The sequence below is a fragment of the Stenotrophomonas sp. LST15-1-1.1 genome, assembly GCF_040815575.1.
Lineage (GTDB): Bacteria > Pseudomonadota > Gammaproteobacteria > Xanthomonadales > Xanthomonadaceae > Stenotrophomonas > Stenotrophomonas lactitubi_B.
Map to the genome: position 1 here is coordinate 153,439 of NZ_JBFPNJ010000030.1, position 17,289 is coordinate 170,727.

General features: G+C 66.9%; 16 protein-coding genes. 5 read left to right on the forward strand and 11 right to left on the reverse strand.

Translation table 11 applies throughout. From position 1 onward, the window contains the following. Positions 1–5: 5 nt before the first annotated feature. Positions 6–791, forward strand: coding sequence for a YaiO family outer membrane beta-barrel protein (locus MRBLST15_RS15555; protein WP_312705126.1), 786 nt, complete (start codon positions 6–8; stop codon positions 789–791). A 50-nt stretch (positions 792–841) separates the two neighbouring features. Here the strand turns inward: MRBLST15_RS15555 and ubiB are convergent, their stop codons facing one another. Next, complete coding sequence (gene ubiB, locus MRBLST15_RS15560) at positions 842–2,497, reverse strand: ubiquinone biosynthesis regulatory protein kinase UbiB (RefSeq protein WP_367786643.1); 1,656 nt, start codon at positions 2,495–2,497, stop codon at positions 842–844. After that, entirely contained in the window at positions 2,494–3,129 is a 636-nt protein-coding gene (locus tag MRBLST15_RS15565; RefSeq protein WP_099819562.1) for a ubiquinone biosynthesis accessory factor UbiJ, read from the reverse strand. The genes ubiB and MRBLST15_RS15565 overlap by 4 nt, the downstream gene beginning before the upstream one ends. 390 nt (positions 3,130–3,519) lie before the next feature. Between MRBLST15_RS15565 and ddlA the strand changes: the two genes are divergently transcribed. Continuing rightward, positions 3,520–4,617, forward strand: a complete 1,098-nt coding sequence (gene ddlA / locus MRBLST15_RS15570; RefSeq protein ID WP_312704944.1) for a D-alanine--D-alanine ligase — start codon at positions 3,520–3,522, stop codon at positions 4,615–4,617. Positions 4,618–4,665: 48 nt separating this feature from the next. Here ddlA and MRBLST15_RS15575 read toward each other — a convergent pair whose 3' ends face one another. The 3 genes from MRBLST15_RS15575 to oleC form a co-directional block, all read right to left on the reverse strand. Beyond that, positions 4,666–4,821: a DUF1328 domain-containing protein gene (locus tag MRBLST15_RS15575; RefSeq protein WP_025875842.1), complete on the reverse strand. Its 156-nt coding sequence runs from the start codon at positions 4,819–4,821 to the stop codon at positions 4,666–4,668. A 121-nt stretch (positions 4,822–4,942) separates the two neighbouring features. Beyond that, positions 4,943–5,929: a 2-alkyl-3-oxoalkanoate reductase gene (gene oleD / locus MRBLST15_RS15580; RefSeq protein WP_265953654.1), complete on the reverse strand. Its 987-nt coding sequence runs from the start codon at positions 5,927–5,929 to the stop codon at positions 4,943–4,945. Further along, positions 5,926–7,584 carry an olefin beta-lactone synthetase gene (gene oleC / locus MRBLST15_RS15585; protein WP_367786646.1) on the reverse strand — a complete coding sequence of 553 codons (1,659 nt, stop codon included), beginning with the start codon at positions 7,582–7,584 and terminating at the stop codon, positions 5,926–5,928. The genes oleD and oleC overlap by 4 nt, the downstream gene beginning before the upstream one ends. Before the next feature lie 102 nt (positions 7,585–7,686). On the opposite strand from oleC, the gene MRBLST15_RS15590 reads away from it, so the two are divergent. Next, entirely contained in the window at positions 7,687–8,112 is a 426-nt protein-coding gene (locus MRBLST15_RS15590) for a YkgJ family cysteine cluster protein (protein WP_004135417.1), read from the forward strand. A gap of 76 nt (positions 8,113–8,188) precedes the next feature. Here the strand turns inward: MRBLST15_RS15590 and MRBLST15_RS15595 are convergent, their stop codons facing one another. The 4 genes from MRBLST15_RS15595 to MRBLST15_RS15610 all read right to left on the reverse strand — a co-directional run bounded on the left by MRBLST15_RS15595 (position 8,189) and on the right by MRBLST15_RS15610 (position 13,669). Beyond that, the gene (locus MRBLST15_RS15595) at positions 8,189–9,079 is read right to left on the reverse strand and encodes an alpha/beta fold hydrolase (protein ID WP_312704942.1); all 891 of its coding nucleotides are present in this window, start codon (positions 9,077–9,079) and stop codon (positions 8,189–8,191) included. 141 nt (positions 9,080–9,220) lie between these two features. Further along, positions 9,221–10,237, reverse strand: a complete 1,017-nt coding sequence (locus tag MRBLST15_RS15600) for a 3-oxoacyl-ACP synthase III (protein ID WP_025875853.1) — start codon at positions 10,235–10,237, stop codon at positions 9,221–9,223. Positions 10,238–10,339: 102 nt separating this feature from the next. Beyond that, positions 10,340–10,657 (reverse strand): DUF4156 domain-containing protein, encoded by a 318-nt coding sequence (locus tag MRBLST15_RS15605; protein WP_025875855.1) that lies wholly within the window; start codon positions 10,655–10,657, stop codon positions 10,340–10,342. Between the two features lie 162 nt (positions 10,658–10,819). Next, positions 10,820–13,669, reverse strand: coding sequence for a M16 family metallopeptidase (locus tag MRBLST15_RS15610; protein ID WP_312704941.1), 2,850 nt, complete (start codon positions 13,667–13,669; stop codon positions 10,820–10,822). 404 nt (positions 13,670–14,073) lie between these two features. On the opposite strand from MRBLST15_RS15610, the gene MRBLST15_RS15615 reads away from it, so the two are divergent. Beyond that, the gene (locus MRBLST15_RS15615) at positions 14,074–14,550 is read left to right on the forward strand and encodes a hypothetical protein (RefSeq protein ID WP_265951704.1); all 477 of its coding nucleotides are present in this window, start codon (positions 14,074–14,076) and stop codon (positions 14,548–14,550) included. Positions 14,551–14,620: 70 nt separating this feature from the next. Continuing rightward, positions 14,621–15,100, forward strand: a complete 480-nt coding sequence (locus MRBLST15_RS15620) for a tRNA (cytidine(34)-2'-O)-methyltransferase (protein WP_367786650.1) — start codon at positions 14,621–14,623, stop codon at positions 15,098–15,100. A 321-nt stretch (positions 15,101–15,421) separates the two neighbouring features. Here the strand turns inward: MRBLST15_RS15620 and MRBLST15_RS15625 are convergent, their stop codons facing one another. Continuing rightward, positions 15,422–15,886, reverse strand: coding sequence for a hypothetical protein (locus tag MRBLST15_RS15625; protein ID WP_265951703.1), 465 nt, complete (start codon positions 15,884–15,886; stop codon positions 15,422–15,424). Between the two features lie 82 nt (positions 15,887–15,968). Then, complete coding sequence (locus MRBLST15_RS15630) at positions 15,969–17,132, reverse strand: acyl-CoA dehydrogenase family protein (protein WP_108267387.1); 1,164 nt, start codon at positions 17,130–17,132, stop codon at positions 15,969–15,971. Positions 17,133–17,289: the final 157 nt, after the last annotated feature.

Genomic DNA, 17,289 nt, shown 5'->3' on the forward strand with positions numbered 1-17,289 from the left:
TCACCATGCGATTCATCAATCGTGGCGTACTGCCGTGCGCCCTGCTGCTGGCCGCCGCCAGCGCCCATGCCGGTGTCGATCGTGTTTCCCTGCAACTGGACCACACCGACTACAACGAGGGCTTCGGCAAGCGCGACGTGCAGACAGTGGATGTGGCAGGCCGCACCGGTGCCAGTCGCTGGCACCTGGGCCTGGCCCACGGCGAGCGCGATTACGGCAGCTCGCGCTACGGCGGAAACCGGGTGCAGGGTTCGTTGCATCACGACTGGTCAGCCACCGTCGCCACGCGCACGTCAGTGATTGCGTCCAACGACGATCCGGTCTTCGTCAACCGCCAGATCAACCAGGACATCCTGTGGAAGGTCGCCGGGCAGACCGTGCTGAGCGTGGGCGGCAAGTACGCCGAGTACCACGGCAGCGGCTACGTCAGCGGTTGGTCGATCGGTGCCACCCACTACTTCCCGCGAGTCACGGCATCGGTCAAGCATGAGCGCCATCGCCAGTCCAACGGGCCTGATGGCCATGGCAGCACCGTGTCGCTGCGCCTGAAGGATCGCCAGGGTCATGGCTCGACGCAGCTGTGGCTGGGCAGTGGCACGTCGGGCTATACCGCCGACGCCGACCCGCTGCTGCTGCGCGAGCACGATGCCAAGCGCGTGTTCCTGCGCCGCAGCCAGCCACTGGGAGAGCATCTGGTACTCGACGTCGGACTGGGCAAGACCTGGCACAAGACGCGCCTGGATCGCTTCCAGAGCGTGCATACGCAGGTGGGCCTGGGCTACCGCTGGTAATCCAGCCGGCGACGACGGTCCGCCGTCGTCGCTGTTTCAGCAGGCTGCGGTCATCGCCACCAGGCGCGCGCCAGCGCGAATGCGCCAACCGCACCGGACACCCAACTCCACGCCGGTACCTCGCCCCAGTACCAGCCCGGCGGCTGCAGCACGTATATCAATGCGGCGATCGCCAGCAGACCGACGCCGGTGATCGCCCCGACCGCGCGCTTCTGCAGCCGCTGCAGGCTGGCATCGAGTGCGACCAGATCGCGCGAACGCATCGCCAGTTCATGGCGGCCTTCCACCTGCTGGGTCAGCCAGGCGTGCACCAGGCGCGGCATGTCCGGTGCATGGGTCATGATTTCCGGCAGGCGCTTGCCGATCTCGCGCACGACACGACGCGGGCTGTAGCGCTCACGCAGGATCTTCGCCAGCACCGGCTTGGCCACGGCCCAGATGTCGATCTGCGGATCGAGCTGGCGACCGACGCCTTCGATGTTGAGCAGGGTCTTCTGCAGCAGGATCAGCTGCGGCTGCAGGGTCAGCTGGTAGCGCTGGGCCACACGGAACAGCTTCATCAGCACTTCGGCCAGCGAGATCTGCGACAGCGGGCGGGTGAAGTACGGTTCGCACACCGAGCGCACCGCCGCCTCAAGATCATCGATGCGCACGTTGTCGGGCATCCAGCGCGCCTGCACGTGCAGTTCGGCGATGCGGCGATAGTCGCGATTGAAGATGGCCATGAAATTCTCGGCCAGGTAGTACTGATCTTCCTGCGAGAGCTGGCCCATGATGCCGAAGTCCAGCGCGATGAAGCGCGGGTTGTCGCGGCGCGCCGGATCGATGTCGACCCAGATGTTGCCGGCGTGCGCGTCGGCATGGAAGAAGTTGTCGCGGAACACCTGGGTGTAGAACACCCGCACGCCCTTGGCGGCCAGCGCCTTGCGGTCGATGCCGGCCTTGTCCAGTGCGGCGACGTCATCGGAGGGAATGCCCCATACGCGCTCCAGCGTCAGCGCGCGCTCGGCGGTATGGCTCCAGATCACTTCCGGCACGTACAGGTCGTCGGAGTTCTCCCAGAAGCGGCGCAGCACGCTGGCATTGGCGCCTTCGCGCTGCAGGTCCAGCTCGGCGGCCAGGGTGTTTTCGACTTCGGCAACCACTTCGCGCGGGCGGATCTTGTCGGCTCGCGGATGGGTGCGCTCGACCAGCGTTGCCAGCGAGTTGAGCAGGGCGATGTCGGCGTCGATCTGCTTCTCGATGCCCGGGCGCAGCACCTTGACCACCACCTGGCGGCCATCGGCCAGGGTGGCCGCGTGCACCTGCGCGATCGAGGCCGAGGCCAGCGGTTCGGTGTCGAAACTGGCGAAGGCTTCGCTGACCGGCAGGCCCAGCGCTTCCTCGACGATACGGCGCGCCGCGTCGCCGTCGAAGGGCTTCACCCGGTCCTGCAGCAGGGTCAGCTCATTGGCCACATCCGGCGGCACCAGGTCGCGGCGGGTCGACAGGATCTGCCCGAATTTGACGAAGATCGGCCCCAGGTCCTGCAGCGCCAGGCGCAGGCGCGCACCGCGCGACTGTGCGGCGATGTCGGCCGAAGCGCGCGGTACGAACGGCTTGGCCAGGCGCAGCCAGCGCTCCGCCGGCGTGTCCTGCAGCAGGTCGTCGAGGCGGTAACGCAGGATCACCCGGCCGATGCGGCTGGCCCGCAACAGCGCCTTCATGCGGCACCCCGCAGGCGCTGCACGCGTGCGCCGAGGCGCTCGACATCATCGCGTAGCACGTCCACGTCGTCGTGGAAGGCATCCAGTTCGGCACGTGGCACCACGTCGCGCGACTCCTCGGTGATGAATTCAGCGGCGCTGTGGGCCAGATCGATCGCGCCCTGGCGGGCGTGCTGCAGGGCACTGCGCAGGGTGTTGGCCACCTGCACGCCCAGCACGTCGCCGAACACGCTGACGAACGGCTGCTGCCAGTCAGGATCGAAGCCCTTGGCCAGCTGCTGCAGGCGGCGCGCCAGTTCGGCGTCGCCGGCCACGCGTACGCGGCCCTTGCCGTTGTCAGCGCCCTGGCGGGCACGCGCCAGCAGCGGCAGCTGCGCCAGCACGCCGGCCAGGCTGCTGCGCACGGCCAGGTCGGCTTCCTGCGCATCCACCGGGCCAACCCGCAACTGGTTGCCATCGACGCTGATGCGCATCGCCAGCGGCGGCGCGTCCAGGGTCAGGTCGATATGGCGACCGTCAAGGCTGGCCAGTGCGTGGCGGGTATCCGGATCCAGCGCCAGCGCGCGGTTCAGGGCGATCTGCAGCGCGCGGCCAGCGACCGGCTTGAGGGACTTGAGCAGGGAAAGAGCCATGTGCGCATTCTACCTGCGTGGGTGGCGGGCTTGGGCCGGGCTGCCGCCCTGCACCCGCAGATGCAACGGCCAGGGCAACGGCAACATCAACATCAAAGGCGGGCTATCTGTGGAATGGCGGGGTGGGTCCGGTTGCGGGGGACGCCGTAAACCCATCCCTGGGGGCTTGGCCGCGGCATCCATGCCGCGGACACCCCCGCAACCGGACCCACCCCGCCTTCGACAGGCTTCTGCTGCTGTTGGTGGGTGTCGACCTTGGTCGACACGGTAGATCCACGCCATGCGTGGATGACACGCGCGACTGGATTTCTGGTTCATCTGTGCCTCACGCGGAGGGCCGATGAAGGTTCATGCTATGGAGCCACGCAACGCACAGGACATCGCACTTCCATGGCAAGGACCCGGGTTGGCATCATCTTCGGTGGCAGGTCTTCCGAACACGAAGTTTCGCTGCAGTCGGCGAAGAACATTCTCGATGCCCTGGATCGGGAGCGCTTCGAACCGGTGCTGGTCGGCATCGACAAGCAGGGCCAGTGGCACCTGAGCCAGCCGGATACCTTCCTGCTCAATGCGGATGATCCGGCACGCATCGCCCTGCATGCTTCCGGTACCGCGCTGGCGGTGCTGCCCGGTACCGAGCAGGCACAGCTGCAACCGACCGATGCGGGCAGCGCGCTGGGCCAGATCGATGTGGTGTTGCCAATCGTGCACGGCCCGTTGGGCGAGGACGGCGCGCTGCAGGGGCTGCTGCGCATGGCCAATCTGCCCTTCGTCGGCTCGCCGGTGCTGGGTTCGGCGGTGGCCATGGACAAGGACGTGACCAAGCGCCTGCTGCGTGATGCGGGCCTGCAGGTGGCACCGTGGGTATGCATCCGTCGCCACGAGGCCGATGCGGTCGATGTTGCGGCGCTGATCGAAGCGCTTGGCCTGCCGCTGTTCGTGAAGCCGGCCAACCAGGGCTCATCGGTGGGCGTAAGCAAGGTCAAGGACGCGGCGGGTTTCGCCGAGGCATTGCAGACCGCGCTTCGCTACGACCACAAGGTACTGGTGGAATCGGCCGTGGTCGGCCGCGAGATCGAATGTGCGGTGCTGGGCAATGAACGGCCGCAGGCCAGCGTCTGTGGCGAGGTCGTACTGCACGACGAGTTCTACGCCTACGACACCAAGTACATCAACGAAGACGGCGCTGAGGTGGTGGTGCCGGCCGCAATCGATGCGGCGACGCAGGCGCGCATCCAGCGGATCGCGTTGCAGGCCTATCAGGCGCTGGAGTGCGCTGGCATGGCGCGGGTCGATGTGTTCCTCACCGCCGATGGCCAGATCGTCATCAACGAAGTGAACACGCTGCCCGGCTTCACCCGCATCAGCATGTATCCGAAGCTGTGGGGCGCCAGTGGCGTGGGCTACACCGCCTTGATCACGCGGTTGATCGAACTGGCGCTGGAACGGCACGAGGCCGATCGCGGGCTGCATAGCGCGGTGCGGTAACAGCGCGCTGGTAGTGCCGGCCGCTGGCCGGCACTACCGCTCAAGCGGTCATGTGCGCTTGCGGAACATCGAGATCACGGCCAGCACCAGGAACACCACGAACAGGATCCAGGCGATGTTGCTGGCGGCGCCGGCAATGCCGGAGAAGCCGAGCACGGCGGCGATGATGGCGATGACAAAGAAGATGACGGCGTAATGCAGCATGGTGCTCCTCGCAGGTGGTCGGCCGTGGGTGGCGTTGTGTCCATCCTGCGCATCTGCCGGTGTGCAACCGGTGATGGCGATCTCTGCGCGTAATGAAGGCTTCAGCGCGGTGATGCCGCCGTCATGATGCCGCCTTCAGCCGTCGCAGTCCTTCTTCGATGCTGACCTGCGGTACGTAGCCGAAATCACGACGTGCCGGTTCCATGCTGTACCAGTGCGGCGTGCACAGCTGCTCGGCCAGGAAGCGCGTCAGCGGTGGCTCGCCACGCAGGCGCAGCAGCGGCCACAGCCGCTCGCAGATCGCGCCGATGCGGTACGCCGTCCTGAAGCTGATCGCCTTGTCCACGGTCGGTGCACCCACCGCCTGCAGCAGCTTGTTGACCAGCTCGCGCATCGGCAGCGGCTCGCCATTGGAAATGAAGTACGCCTTGCCGGCGCAGGCCGCGCCCGGTGCCAGCGCCTCGAAGGCGAGGAAATGCGCCAGCGCGGCGTTGTCGATGTAGGTGGTATCCACCTTGTTATTGCCGTCGCCCACCAGGCGCAGGCGGCCAGCGCGTGCACGATCGGCCAGGCGCGGCACCAGCTGCTGGTCGCCCGGGCCCCAGATCAACCGCGGACGCAATGCCACGGTTGCCAGGGTCGCATCGTTGGCGGCCAGCACCCGCTGTTCGGCAATGGCCTTGGTCGCTGCATACGGCGCCTGGAAGTCCTCGCCATAGGGGACTTCATCCGCACCCAGTCCTTCCACCGGGTGCGTGGCGCGATGGGTCACGCTGGGCGTGGAGGTGTAGACCAGCTTGCCGATGCCATGTGCGCGGCAGGCCGCGATGACGTTGTCGGTACCGACCACGTTGGCCTGGTGGTAGCTGTCATAGCTGCCCCAGGCGCCGGCCTTGGCACCGTTGTGGAACACCGCATCGACGCCGGCCACTGCATGCAGCACCGCCTGCGGGTCGGCCAGGTCGCCGCGGATCTGGCCCACGCCCAGCGCCTGCAGTTCCGGGTAATGGCTGCGGTTGAACGCCAGCACCTGGTGGCCACGTTCGAGCAGGCCACGGCACAGCGCCTGGCCAAGGAAACCACCACCACCGGTGACCAGGATCTTCATGCGCGCTTCTCCAGTTCTGCGCGGGCCCAGACGGCGAGCTTCTCGCGACCGATCTTGGCGTTGTGACGGATATCGACAGGGAACGCCGGATGCATCAGCACGTGTTCCAGCGTCATCTCGGGCAGACGCGCAGCGGCCGTGGCATGCAGCGCCTCGCGCAAGGCAGGGCTGTCGGACTGGCCACGCTGCAGCTCCACGCACAGCACCGGCACCTGCGCACCGGCGGCGCCGACACCGACCAGCGCGGTGCGTGCCACCCCGGGCACGGTGTTGAACACCGGCTCGACCTGTTCGGTGTACAGCGGCCCGTGCGCGGTTTCCACGCGATGGGTCTTGCGGCCACAGAACCACAGCCGCCCCTGCGCATCGAAGTAGCCGACATCGCCCATGCGATGCACGATGCGGACGCTGCCATCGGCCAGGGTTTCGCTGATCTTCGCCGCTGCGGTCGCCTGCGGGCGGTTGAAATAGCTGTCAGTGGCGGTCGGCCCGGCCACGGTGATCTCACCGACCTCGCCCACGGCCAGCACGCGCGCCTGTGACCAGTCCGGCAGCGGCGCGTCGTTAATGGCGATGATGCGTACTTCGTTCGGTGCGACCACGCTGCCGACGCAGGTGCCGGCACCGCCCTCGGTGGCCGCGCGCGTACGCTCCAGCTCACGCCCCTCGACCACCGCCACCGGCAGGCACTCGGTTGCGCCATAGGGTGTCCAGAACTGGGCATCGGCCGGCAGCAGGCTGCGGATGGTGGCGACCACGTCCGGCGGCACCGGCGCACCGGCGGAGGTCACCCGGGTGACCGACGGCAGCGGCCGCCCGTGCCGCGCCAGCACCCGCATCAACGCCGGCGACCCGAACAGCTGGGTCACCCCGAACCGCTGGATGGCGTCATGCAGGCGCGCCGGGTCGGCCTGTGCCGGCCGGGTCGGGTCCATGTCCGGAATCACCGAGGTCAGGCCCAGCGCCGGATCGAACAGCGCAAACGGCGGGAAGGTCGGCAGATCAACCCCACCCGCCTCCATGCCGAAGGCGCTGCCCAGCAGCTCGATCTGGCCGACGAAGTGGCGGTGGCGGTAAACCACGCCCTTGGGCACGCCGGTGGAGCCGCTGGTGAACAGGATCGCTGCCGTGTCCTCGCCATCGGTATCGGCCAGCATCGCGCCGCTGTTGGCACCGGCACGCTCCAGTGCGGCCAGGGTGGTACCGCCCCAGCCCAGCCGGCGACCGACGGTAACCAGACGGGTCGCCGAAGGCGCCCAGCGCAGCGCCAGCCGCGCCACATGGGCCAGCGGGATGCCGATGAAGGCCTGCGGCTGCGCCTCGTCCAGGCACTGCTTCAGCGCGCGCCTGTCGATGCCCGGATCGACCAGCACCGGCACCGCGCCCAGCTTGAACAGGGCGAACATCAACAGGAAGAACTCCGGCGACGGCCGCACCATCACCACCGTACGCACCCCGCGGCCGATCCCGTAGCCGGCCAGGCCGGCCGCCATCGCATCGCTGCGGGCGTCCAGCTGGCGGTAATCCAGGGTCACGTCGTAGGCCGCCATGCCGTTGCCGGCGCCGCGGCGGCCCGGGCAGCGGATGGCGATCTGGTCGGGGCGTTCACGCGCCAGCTCGGGCAGCCGCGCGGCGATGTTGCAGGATCGGTTCATCCGTTCATTGTCGCCGCTTACGGAATTTCTTGCGCGGCGGCCGCCAGCGTGGAAAATCCGCATCCTCGTCCCTTTCCCGATGCCGCCCGAGGCGGCTTGCCCATGCAACATCCCTGCATGACCTGCGGCGCCTGCTGCACCCAGTACCGCGTGGCCTTCCACTGGATGGAATCGGACGAGGTCACCCCCGGCGGCGTGCCGCACCAGCTCACCGAGGTGCTCGACCCGCATCGCCTGTGCATGCGCGGCACCCATTCCAAGCCGGTGCGCTGCGTGGCGCTGGATGCGCAGATCGGCGTCTATTCGCGCTGCACGATCCACCCCAACCGGCCCAGCGTGTGCCGCGAGGTGGATGCGTCGTGGGAGTACGGCAAGGCCAGCCCGCAGTGCGACAAGGCGCGCATCGCCTATGGCCTGGATCCGCTGACCCTGGCCGACTGGCGCTGGCGCGACGAAGCAGGCAACGACGACGACCACCCGGACGACAACGGCAACAGCCCCTCGCCGCAGGCCCCGATCGCGGCGTAGTCCGGTGTGCCGACCAACGGTCGGCACCTACCCACTCCTTCTCCCGGTGGGTGCCGACCGTTGGTCGGCACACCTCTCAGATCGGGTTCTTGTCCAGGAACGCGCGGATCTCCGGCACCAGCACTTCATGCTTGTCTTCCAGCACGTAGTGACCGGCATCTTCGAAGGCATGTACCTGCGCCCGCGGCAATGCGGCCTGGAAGCCCTTCAGGAAGTGGTGATCGAACACGAAATCGCGCAGGCCCCAGCCGAGGAAGGCCGGGCGATCAGCGAAGGACGGCAGCGCCTTGCCGGCACGCTCCAGCAGTGACCACGCCTTGTCGGCCGGAGACAGCGGGATGTCCTGCATGAAGCGGATGGTGCTGATGCGGTTGGCGTAGCTGTTGTACGGCGACACGTAGGCGCGGCGCACGTCGGCCGGCATCTTCCGCTCCACGCCCAGCCACGACGCACCGGACGAGAACGCATTGAAGGTGCGGATGATCCACTCGCCGATCTTCCAGTGCCGCCCGAGCGCGATCTGCCACGGCATCTTCTTGGCCGCCGGCATCGGGAACGCGGCGGTGTTGAGCACCACCAGGCGCTTGACCTGGTCGTGGTGCGCCAGCGCCCAGCCGAAGCCGATCATGCCGCCCCAGTCGTGCACGGCCAGGGTCACCGGGCCGGTGATGCCCAGATGCTTCAGCAGCGCATCCAGATCATCCACGCGCGACTGCAGCGTGTACTCGTAGCGGCTGTCGTCGGGCTTGTCCGACAGGCCCATGCCGATATGGTCCGGCACGATGCAGCGGTAGCGGTCCGACAGACCGGCCACGAGCGTGCGCCAGTAATAGCTCCACGACGGGTTGCCGTGCACCATCACCACCACCTCGCCGTCGCGCGGGCCTTCGTCGAGATAGTTCATCGACAGGCCGGGGCGGACCTCGAAACGCTGCGGGTGGGCGGGGTAACCGGGAAGATCGCGCATGCGGAGCACCTTGGAAGAATCGCGGCGCAGTGTTGAGCCGAGCCGATGCTTGGCTGCTCTCCGGTCAGGCCGCGGAAGAACCGCGCTGCGCGCGTGAGCCGAGCGTGGGCTCGGCTCTACAGGGAGTCTGGCAGAAGGGTCTTACCAGACCACTTCGGCCATCGAGCAGTTCAGGCCCGAGCCGATGCCCAGAAGCGCGATGCGGTCGCCCTTCTTCAGCTTGCCCAGCTGCTTGAGCTTGCTCAGCACGATCGGCACCGAGGCCGGACCGATGTTGCCGTGCTCGCCGAAGATGGTCATGACCTTCTTCGGGTCGATGCCGAAATTCTTGATGAACGCCGCGGTGTGCGGCTGGCTGACCTGGTGGATGACGAACTGGTCCAGCTCTTCCACGGCCCAGCCCAGTGCGATCTTGGCGGCGGTGAAGGTCTTCTGGGCCAGCTTGATGCCCTCGATCAGCAGCATGCGGGTGTCGGTGACCATGCGGTCCAGGTTGCCCAGGCACAGCTGGTTCCACTCGGTGGCCGAGCGGGTCACGCCGCCCTTGTAGCGCGGCGCGTCGGGCACCAGCTCCGAACGGGCCATCACCATCGCAGCCGCACCGGAACCGGTGGTCAGCGCCGCCAGCTCGTTGCGGAAGTCGTCGGCGGTGACGTCCGGCGCGGTCATCCGCTCCAGGGTCTTTTCGTACACCAGGTTGGCGGTCTCGCCATCCACCACCAGCGCGTAGTCGATCTCACCGCGCTCGAGCATGCGCGCCGCGATGTCCATGCCGTTGATGAAGGCCAGGCAGGCATTGGCGACGTCGAAGGTCATGCATTCGTCGCTGACACCGAGGTTGCCGGACACGATGGACGCGGTGGACGGCTCCAGGTAGTCACGGCTGACCGAAGTGTTGATCAACAGGCCCACCTGCGTCGCATCGATGCCTGCGTCTTCCAGCGCCTTGCGGCCGGCCATGGTGGCCGCGTCGGACGCCAGCACGCCGTTGTCCCACAGGCGGCGTGCGTGGATGCCGGCGATGTCACCGAGGACATCGGTACGGATACCAAGGCGATCCAGCGTCGGCTGCAGCCGTTCGTTGATTTCCTTGGTCGTCAGCGTGTGCGGCGCATCAACGTGAGCCAGGCCGGCAATCGAGACATTCTTGAAGAGCATCGAGGTTAGCGCCAAGGCTCAGGCAAAGGGGGCGCTATTCTATAACCCCCCGGGCCTTCACCGCATCTTTACGAATTCAGCCCTGGCCGTATGGTGAAGGATTCAGCGTGGCGGGCACTGGAAAGCAGCGAAGCGCTGGCTGCCATCGGCGGGCGCTGCAGCGGCCTGCACGGCGTTCGCACCGGTGGTCGGAGCCTCGTTGCGGGCCAGGGTTTCCAGCTCTTCCTGCACGCGCAGCGGGTTGCGGTTGTAGAAACCGACCTTGCTCTTCACGGTCACCACCACTTCGCCCTTGGAGATGCAGCCGGCCGGTACCGGGCCTGCCGGCAGCACGCGGGTCGCCTTGCCGGCCGGTTCGATCGGCACCCAGGTGCAGGCGGTGACGGTGAGCAACAGGGACGACAGCAGCAGAACGCGCATGGGCAGGATCCTGGAAGGGAATGTCAGGAGTGTGCCTGAACCGTCTGAATCAGGGATAGCCGGAGCGGGGTCGGATCCCCCGCAGGGGGCTCTGACCCCAGAGCACGACGGGGTCGGAGCCCTCCCGAGGGGAGGGATCCGACCCTTGGCCGGCGTATTGCCTTACTTCTTTACCGGGTTGCCTTCGGCATCGATCACGGTCACTTCGCCCAGGTTCAAGGCGCGTACGGCCGCTTCGGTCTGCTTGAGGTCACCCACCACCACCCAGGTCAACGCCTGCGGCTTGATCTCCGCCGCCGCCTGCTGCACCTGTGCCGGGGTCATTGCTTCGATCTCAGCCTTGCGGCGCAGCACGTAGTCATCCGGACGCTTGAACTGCACGATCGTGCCGATGGTCGCGGCCACCGCGCTGGCGGTCTCGTAGGCACCGGGCAGGCTCAGGGTCTGGATGTTGCGGATGCGCGCCACTTCAGCGTCGGTCGCCGGCTTGCTGCCGTTGGCGAACTCGGCGATCTCCTTGCGCATTTCGGCCATGGCCGGGCCGGTCTTGTCGATCTGCACCGGTGCCATCGCCATCCACGGGCGCTGGCCCACGGTGTTGCTGGCGCTGGTGCGGGCACCGTAGGACCAGTGCTTGTCCTCGCGCAGGTTCATGTTCAGGCGCGAGGTGAAGTCGCCACCGATCACACCGTTGGCGATGTCGAAGCGGGTCGAGCTGGCGTCGCTGGACGGCGGCACGACCTGGCCGGCGAACAGGTTGGCCTGCACCGCGCCCGGCTGGTCGATCAGGAACACGCGCGGGCGCTTCGGCAGTGCCACGGCGGTGGTGGCCTTGATCGTCGGCGCATCACCGGTGGCCTTCCAGTCACCCAGCTGCTTGTCCAGCAGCGGCACGATCTCGGCCAAGGTGGTATCGCCGACCACGATCAGGGTGCCGTCCTGCGGACGCAGCCAGTCGCGGTGGAAGTCGACCAGGTCCTCGCGGCCGAGGCTGCTGATCGCCGCTTCGTCACCGCTGCCGGTGAACGGGATCGCGTACGGGTGGCCCTTGCCGTACAGCAGCGGCGGCAGCACGCGCATCGCCACCGCACCCGGGTTGACCTTCTCCTGCTGGATGCCGGCGATCCAGGTCGCCTTGACCCGGTCGATCTCGCTCTGCTCGAAGCGCGGCTCGCGCAGCAGGCTGGCATACAGCGCCAGCGACGGCACCAGGTTTTCCTTCAGCGCGGACAGTTCCACGTCCACCGAATCCAGGCCGGCGGAAGCATCGAGGTCCGCACCCAGCGCATCGGCCGCATCGGCGAAGGCCAGCGAACCCAGCTTGCCGGCACCTTCGGTCATCAGGCTCATGGTGAAGTTGGCGGTGCCCGGCTTGCGGCCCTGGTCAGCGGTGAAGCCGCCCGGGAACTGGTAGCTGAACTGCACCACCGGAATTTCATGGCGTTCGGCCAGCACCACCTGAGTGCCGTTCTTCAGCGTGGCGCGCTGCAGTGCCGGGAACTTCAGCTGCGGGAACTCGCGGGTCTGCGGCACGCCGGCCTTGCGGTCCACCTGCTCGGGCAGGGTGCTGTACTTGCTGTCCACGGCCGGCACGTTGAACGGCTTCGGCGCCTGCGACGGATCTTCCTTCAGCGCAACGCGTTCACCCGGCTCGACCACCAGGGTGTGGCTGCCCTTGTCCAGCCACTGCGCGCCCAGGCGCTTGAGGTCGGCAGCCGTGGCCTTGTCGATGTTGGCCAGCGAAGTGCGGAAGCAACCCGGGTCGCCGGTGTAGACGGTGCATTCGGCCAGCGCGTCGGCCTTGCCGCCGAAGCCGCCGATGCGCTCGATTCCGCGGATGAAACCGGCACGGGAGCCGGTCTTGGCGCGTGCCAGCTCTTCGGCGGTCGGGCCGTCCTTGAGCAGGCGTTCGATTTCCTCATCGATGATCTTTTCGACCTTGGCCGGATCCTGGCCCTGCTTCACCGTGGCCATCACCATGAAGTTGGAACCCAGCTGCGAGGCGTAGGCGCCTGCGCTGATGTTGTCCACCAGCTTGTCCTGGTGCTGCAGGCGCTGGCTCAGGCGCGAAGACTTGGCGCCGCCGAGCACGTAGGCCAGCAGCTGCAGCTGGTCGATGTCGGTGGTGCCGACCTGGGCCACGTTCCAGGCGCGGTAGATGCGCGCCTGCGGCACCTTGTCGGTCATCACCTCGCGGGTGTCGGCTGGGCGCTTGGCCACGTCCACCTTCGGCTGCGCCATGGTCGGGCCGGCCGGGATGCTGCCGAAGTACTTGGCCGCCTTTTCCTTGGCGGTGGCCAGATCGATGTCACCGGCCAGCACCAGCACCGCGTTGTTCGGGCCGTACCAGGTGCGGAACCAGGTCTTGACGTCGTCCAGCGAGGCGGCATTGAGATCGTTCATCGAGCCGATCACGCTGTGGTGGTACGGGTGGCCCACCGGATACAGCGCGCGGTTGAGCTGTTCCCACACCTGGCCATAGGGCTGGTTCTCGCCCTGCCGCTTCTCGTTCTGCACCACACCACGCTGCTCGTCGAGCGCGGCCTGGTCGATCGCGCCAACCAGATGGCCCATGCGGTCCGATTCCATCCACAGCGCCATGTCCAGCGCGGTGGTCGGCACGTTCTCGAAGTAATTGGTGCGGTCGGTATTGGTGGTGCCGTTCTGGCCGGTGGCACCCACCTGCTTGAAGGGCTCGAAGTACTCGCCGTCGTGGTTCTCGCTGCTCTGGAACATCAGGTGCTCGAACAGATGCGCGAAACCGGTACGGCCGGCGGGCTCGTCCTTGCTGCCGACGTGGTACCAGATGTTGACCGCAACGATCGGTGCCTTGCGATCGGTATGCACCACCACGCGCAGGCCGTTGGGCAGGGTGAACTGCTCGAACGGGATATCGACCTTGCTGGTCGCAGCCGGCTTGGCCGCCAGCGCGTAGGTCGGCGCGAGCGTGCCGAGAGCAGTACTGAGAGCAACAGCGAGCAGCGCGGCGCGCGGGCGCAGGGTGAGCGACATATCCGGGTCCTTGGTCACATAGGTGAATCCCGATCCTAGCGCGGGCGTGCGGCCACCGGTATCGGCCACCAGTCACTGGGGGTGATCGGCCACATCGGCCATCGCGATCACCTTTTCAGGGTCACGAACGGCGGTGATTCACGTCCGGACAGTGTCCGCGGCACCCCGAATGGACAGGTGTCCGCCCGCCGGACACTTTCCGCCCGCCATAAAACTCTTATGAATCAATGAGTAAAAGTTGGCACGGGGATTGCTTTGTACTTCCTGCGCCAACAAGGGCTTCAGACAAAACCTGACTGAAGACTGAACAAAAGCAGGAAATCGAAAATTCCGCTTGCATCCCCAGAATTGGTGTTCTACCTTACTACCACACCACTGCTCACCAACACTAAACAGGCCCCGTCATGAACGCCAAGACCATTGCCATCGCCATCGCCCTGATCGCCGGCACCGCGGTTGTTTCGTCGGTGCAGGCCTCCGAATCCATCAAGACCCTGTCCACCGTGCAGGTCCGCCCGGCCGCCGACCAGCTGGTCCAGCAGGCCTGGGAACAGGCCAGCGGCATCCCGACCCTGGCCACTGTCGAAGTGCGCCCGAGCGTCGACCAGCTGGCCGAACGCGACGGCTTCATCGCCAGCCCGGTCGCCGCCGCGCTGCCGGTCACCACCCTGGCCTCGGTTGAAGTCCGCCCGAGCCTGGAGCAGCGTGTCGCCCTGGCTGCCGAGCAGGAAGCCCAGCGCTACGCCGCCACCCTGGCCGCCGCCGCCACCAGCGTCGCCAACCAGGTGATCGTCAACCTGCCGGCCCTGCAGGTGCGTCCGAGCGCCGCCCAGTTGCAGGCCTTCGCTGCCGAAACCGCCCAGGTCCTGCTGCGCCCGTAAGCGACGTCCGCCCTGCCCCGTGCAGGGCGTGCGTCGTAAAGGCGGCGGCCGTCGCAGGTACACTGCGCCGATGAATGCCGCGCCCCAGTTCCACGTGATCCTGTTCCAACCGGAAATCCCGCCCAACACGGGCAATGTGATCCGGCTCTGCGCCAACACCGGCGCGCAGTTGCACCTGGTCGAGCCGCTCGGCTTCGCACTGGAAGACAAGCAGCTCAAGCGCGCCGGCCTGGACTACCACGAGTACTCGCGCCTGCAGGTGCATCCAGACCTGGACACTGCGCTGGCACGGATCGCACCGAAGCGGTTGTTCGCCCTGAGTACGCGTGCCAGCGTCCGCTATGACAGCGTGGCGTTCGAAGACGGTGATGCCTTCCTGTTCGGCCCGGAAAGTCGTGGCCTGCCGCAGGACGTGCTCGATGCCCTGCCCGATGGTTGTCGCCTGCGCCTGCCGATGCGGCCGGACAACCGCAGCCTCAACCTGTCAAACACCGTTGCGGTGGTGATGTACGAAGCGTGGCTCCAGCACGGGTTTGCCGGCGGCGCGTGAGGCCATGCTTCTCCCTTGCGCCCGATTGCTGAAGCGCGCGCATGCGTTCATGGGCGTTACTTTTCTTTCCGCGCGGAAAGAAAAGTAACCAAAAGAAACGCGCCGCCATCCGCGAGCCGGTGCTGCGCACCGGTACCCTGCGCTCCTCGGCCCGCCGGGGGACGGCGCGGAACTCGCTGCGCTCAGACACCCGCGCCTCTTCGCCCCCGCCGGACCTGCGGTGCTCGGCTCGCTTCAAGGCGGACCCAACAGCCGCGCAGTAGATCCACGCCATGCGTGGATGTCTTCCGGCTGGATCAATCAGGTGCGGGCGCCATGGCGTTACCTGGAACGCGTGCGATTGCCCACAGAAGAAAACTCCAGACCATCAATATCAGCATGCGTGCCGCACAATCCCAAACCCGTTGCCGTCGGGTCGATTCCGCCGGATAAGACTCTCAGCGCACCTGCATGTTTCTCGATAGCCACTGTGCCTAGTTCGGACTGATGAATCAGCTTTCCGCCCTCTGGCTTCATGTGCAGCACAAAGGAGCAGACGTGCTGCATCGCCTGGGTACTGTGCAGCTCAACCCTGTAGCCCAGTGATTCTCCGACAATCGACAGGCTGTCCCTGAATCCATCGCGGCAACTACGCCCGCTGCCCGGTTCGGTACACAGATCGCTCGCCTGCGAATAGCTGCCTGCCCATGCCCCATCATCCCTGTTGCCTGCCCACGCCATCTGCAGCACGGAGGCTTGGAAGAGCAGCGGGAGGCACAGCAGCCTTACAGAGGGATTGTTCTTCATTCAGCTTGCATCTCCGGATAGGCGTCCTTTGCCGCCCACCCTACTCGGCAATGCCGGCCAGCGGCCGGCACTACCGGTGCACTCAGAACGCGTTGATGCCGGTCAGCTCACGCCCGATCACCAGCTGGTGCACGGTCTCGGTGCCTTCATAGGTGATCACCGATTCCAGGTTCAGCGCATGCCGGATCGCCACGTGCTCGGTGGTGATGCCGGCGCCGCCCAGCAGATCGCGGCATTCGCGGGCGATGTCGATCGCCATGCGGCAGTTGTTCCACTTGGCCAGGCTGACCTGCTGCGGCTGCACCTGACCGGCTTCCTTCAGGCGGCCCAGCTGCAGCGCCAGCAGCTGCGCCATGGTGATGCGCCGGGCCATGTCGGCCAGCTTGATCTGCGCGCTCTGCGTGGCGGCCAGCGGACGACCGAACAGCACGCGCTCCTTGGCATAGCCCAGCGCTTCATCCAAGCAGGCGATGGCCGAGCCGATCGGGCCCCAGCTGATGCCGAAACGCGCCTGGGTCAGGCAGCCCAGCGGCCCCTTCAGCCCCTTCACGTTCGGCAGGCGGTGGCTGTCGGGCACGCGCACGTCGTCGAAGAACAGCGCGCCGGTCAGCGAAGCGCGTAGGCTCATCTTGTGCTTGATTTCCTGGGTGGTGAAACCGGGCATGCCCTTCTCCAGCACGAAGCCCTGGATGCCGTCTTCGGTCTGCGCCCAGATGATGGCCAGGTCGGCCACCGGGCCGCTGGTGATCCACATCTTGCTGCCGCTGATGCGCCAGTCGCTGCCATCGCGCACCGCGCGGGTCTTCATGCTGGCCGGGTCGGAACCGCCGTGTGCCTCGGTCAGGCCGAAGCAGCCGATCAGCTCGCCGCGCGCCATTGCCGGCAGCCACTGCCGGCGCTGTTCTTCACTGCCGTACGCGTAGATGGGATACATGCACAGCGAGCTCTGCACCGACACGAAGCTGCGCAGGCCCGAATCACCGCGCTCCAGCTCCTGGCAGATCAGCCCGTAACTGACCGCGCCAAGGTCGCCGCCGCCGTACTCGGCCGGCAGGGTGGCGCCGAGCAGGCCAAGCGAGGCGATCTCCGGCACCAGTTCCGACGGGAAGCGCGCCTGGTCGAAGGCATCGCCGATGATCGGCAGCACGCGCTCGTTGGTGAAGCGGGCCACGCTTTCCTGGACTGCGCGCTCTTCCTCGCTGAGCAGGGAACGGACATCGAACAGGTCGTACGGATCCAAAGCCATGGCACTCACACGCAGACGGGACCTGGCCATTGTCGGTCATCCGGGTGGGTTTGGTGTGCTGGTAGAGACCGACCTCGGTCGGCGCTGGGGTTTCTGCGGACGCCAACCAAGGTTGGCGGCTACCGACGCTGCGTACGCTGCACTGCAGCAATCGCGG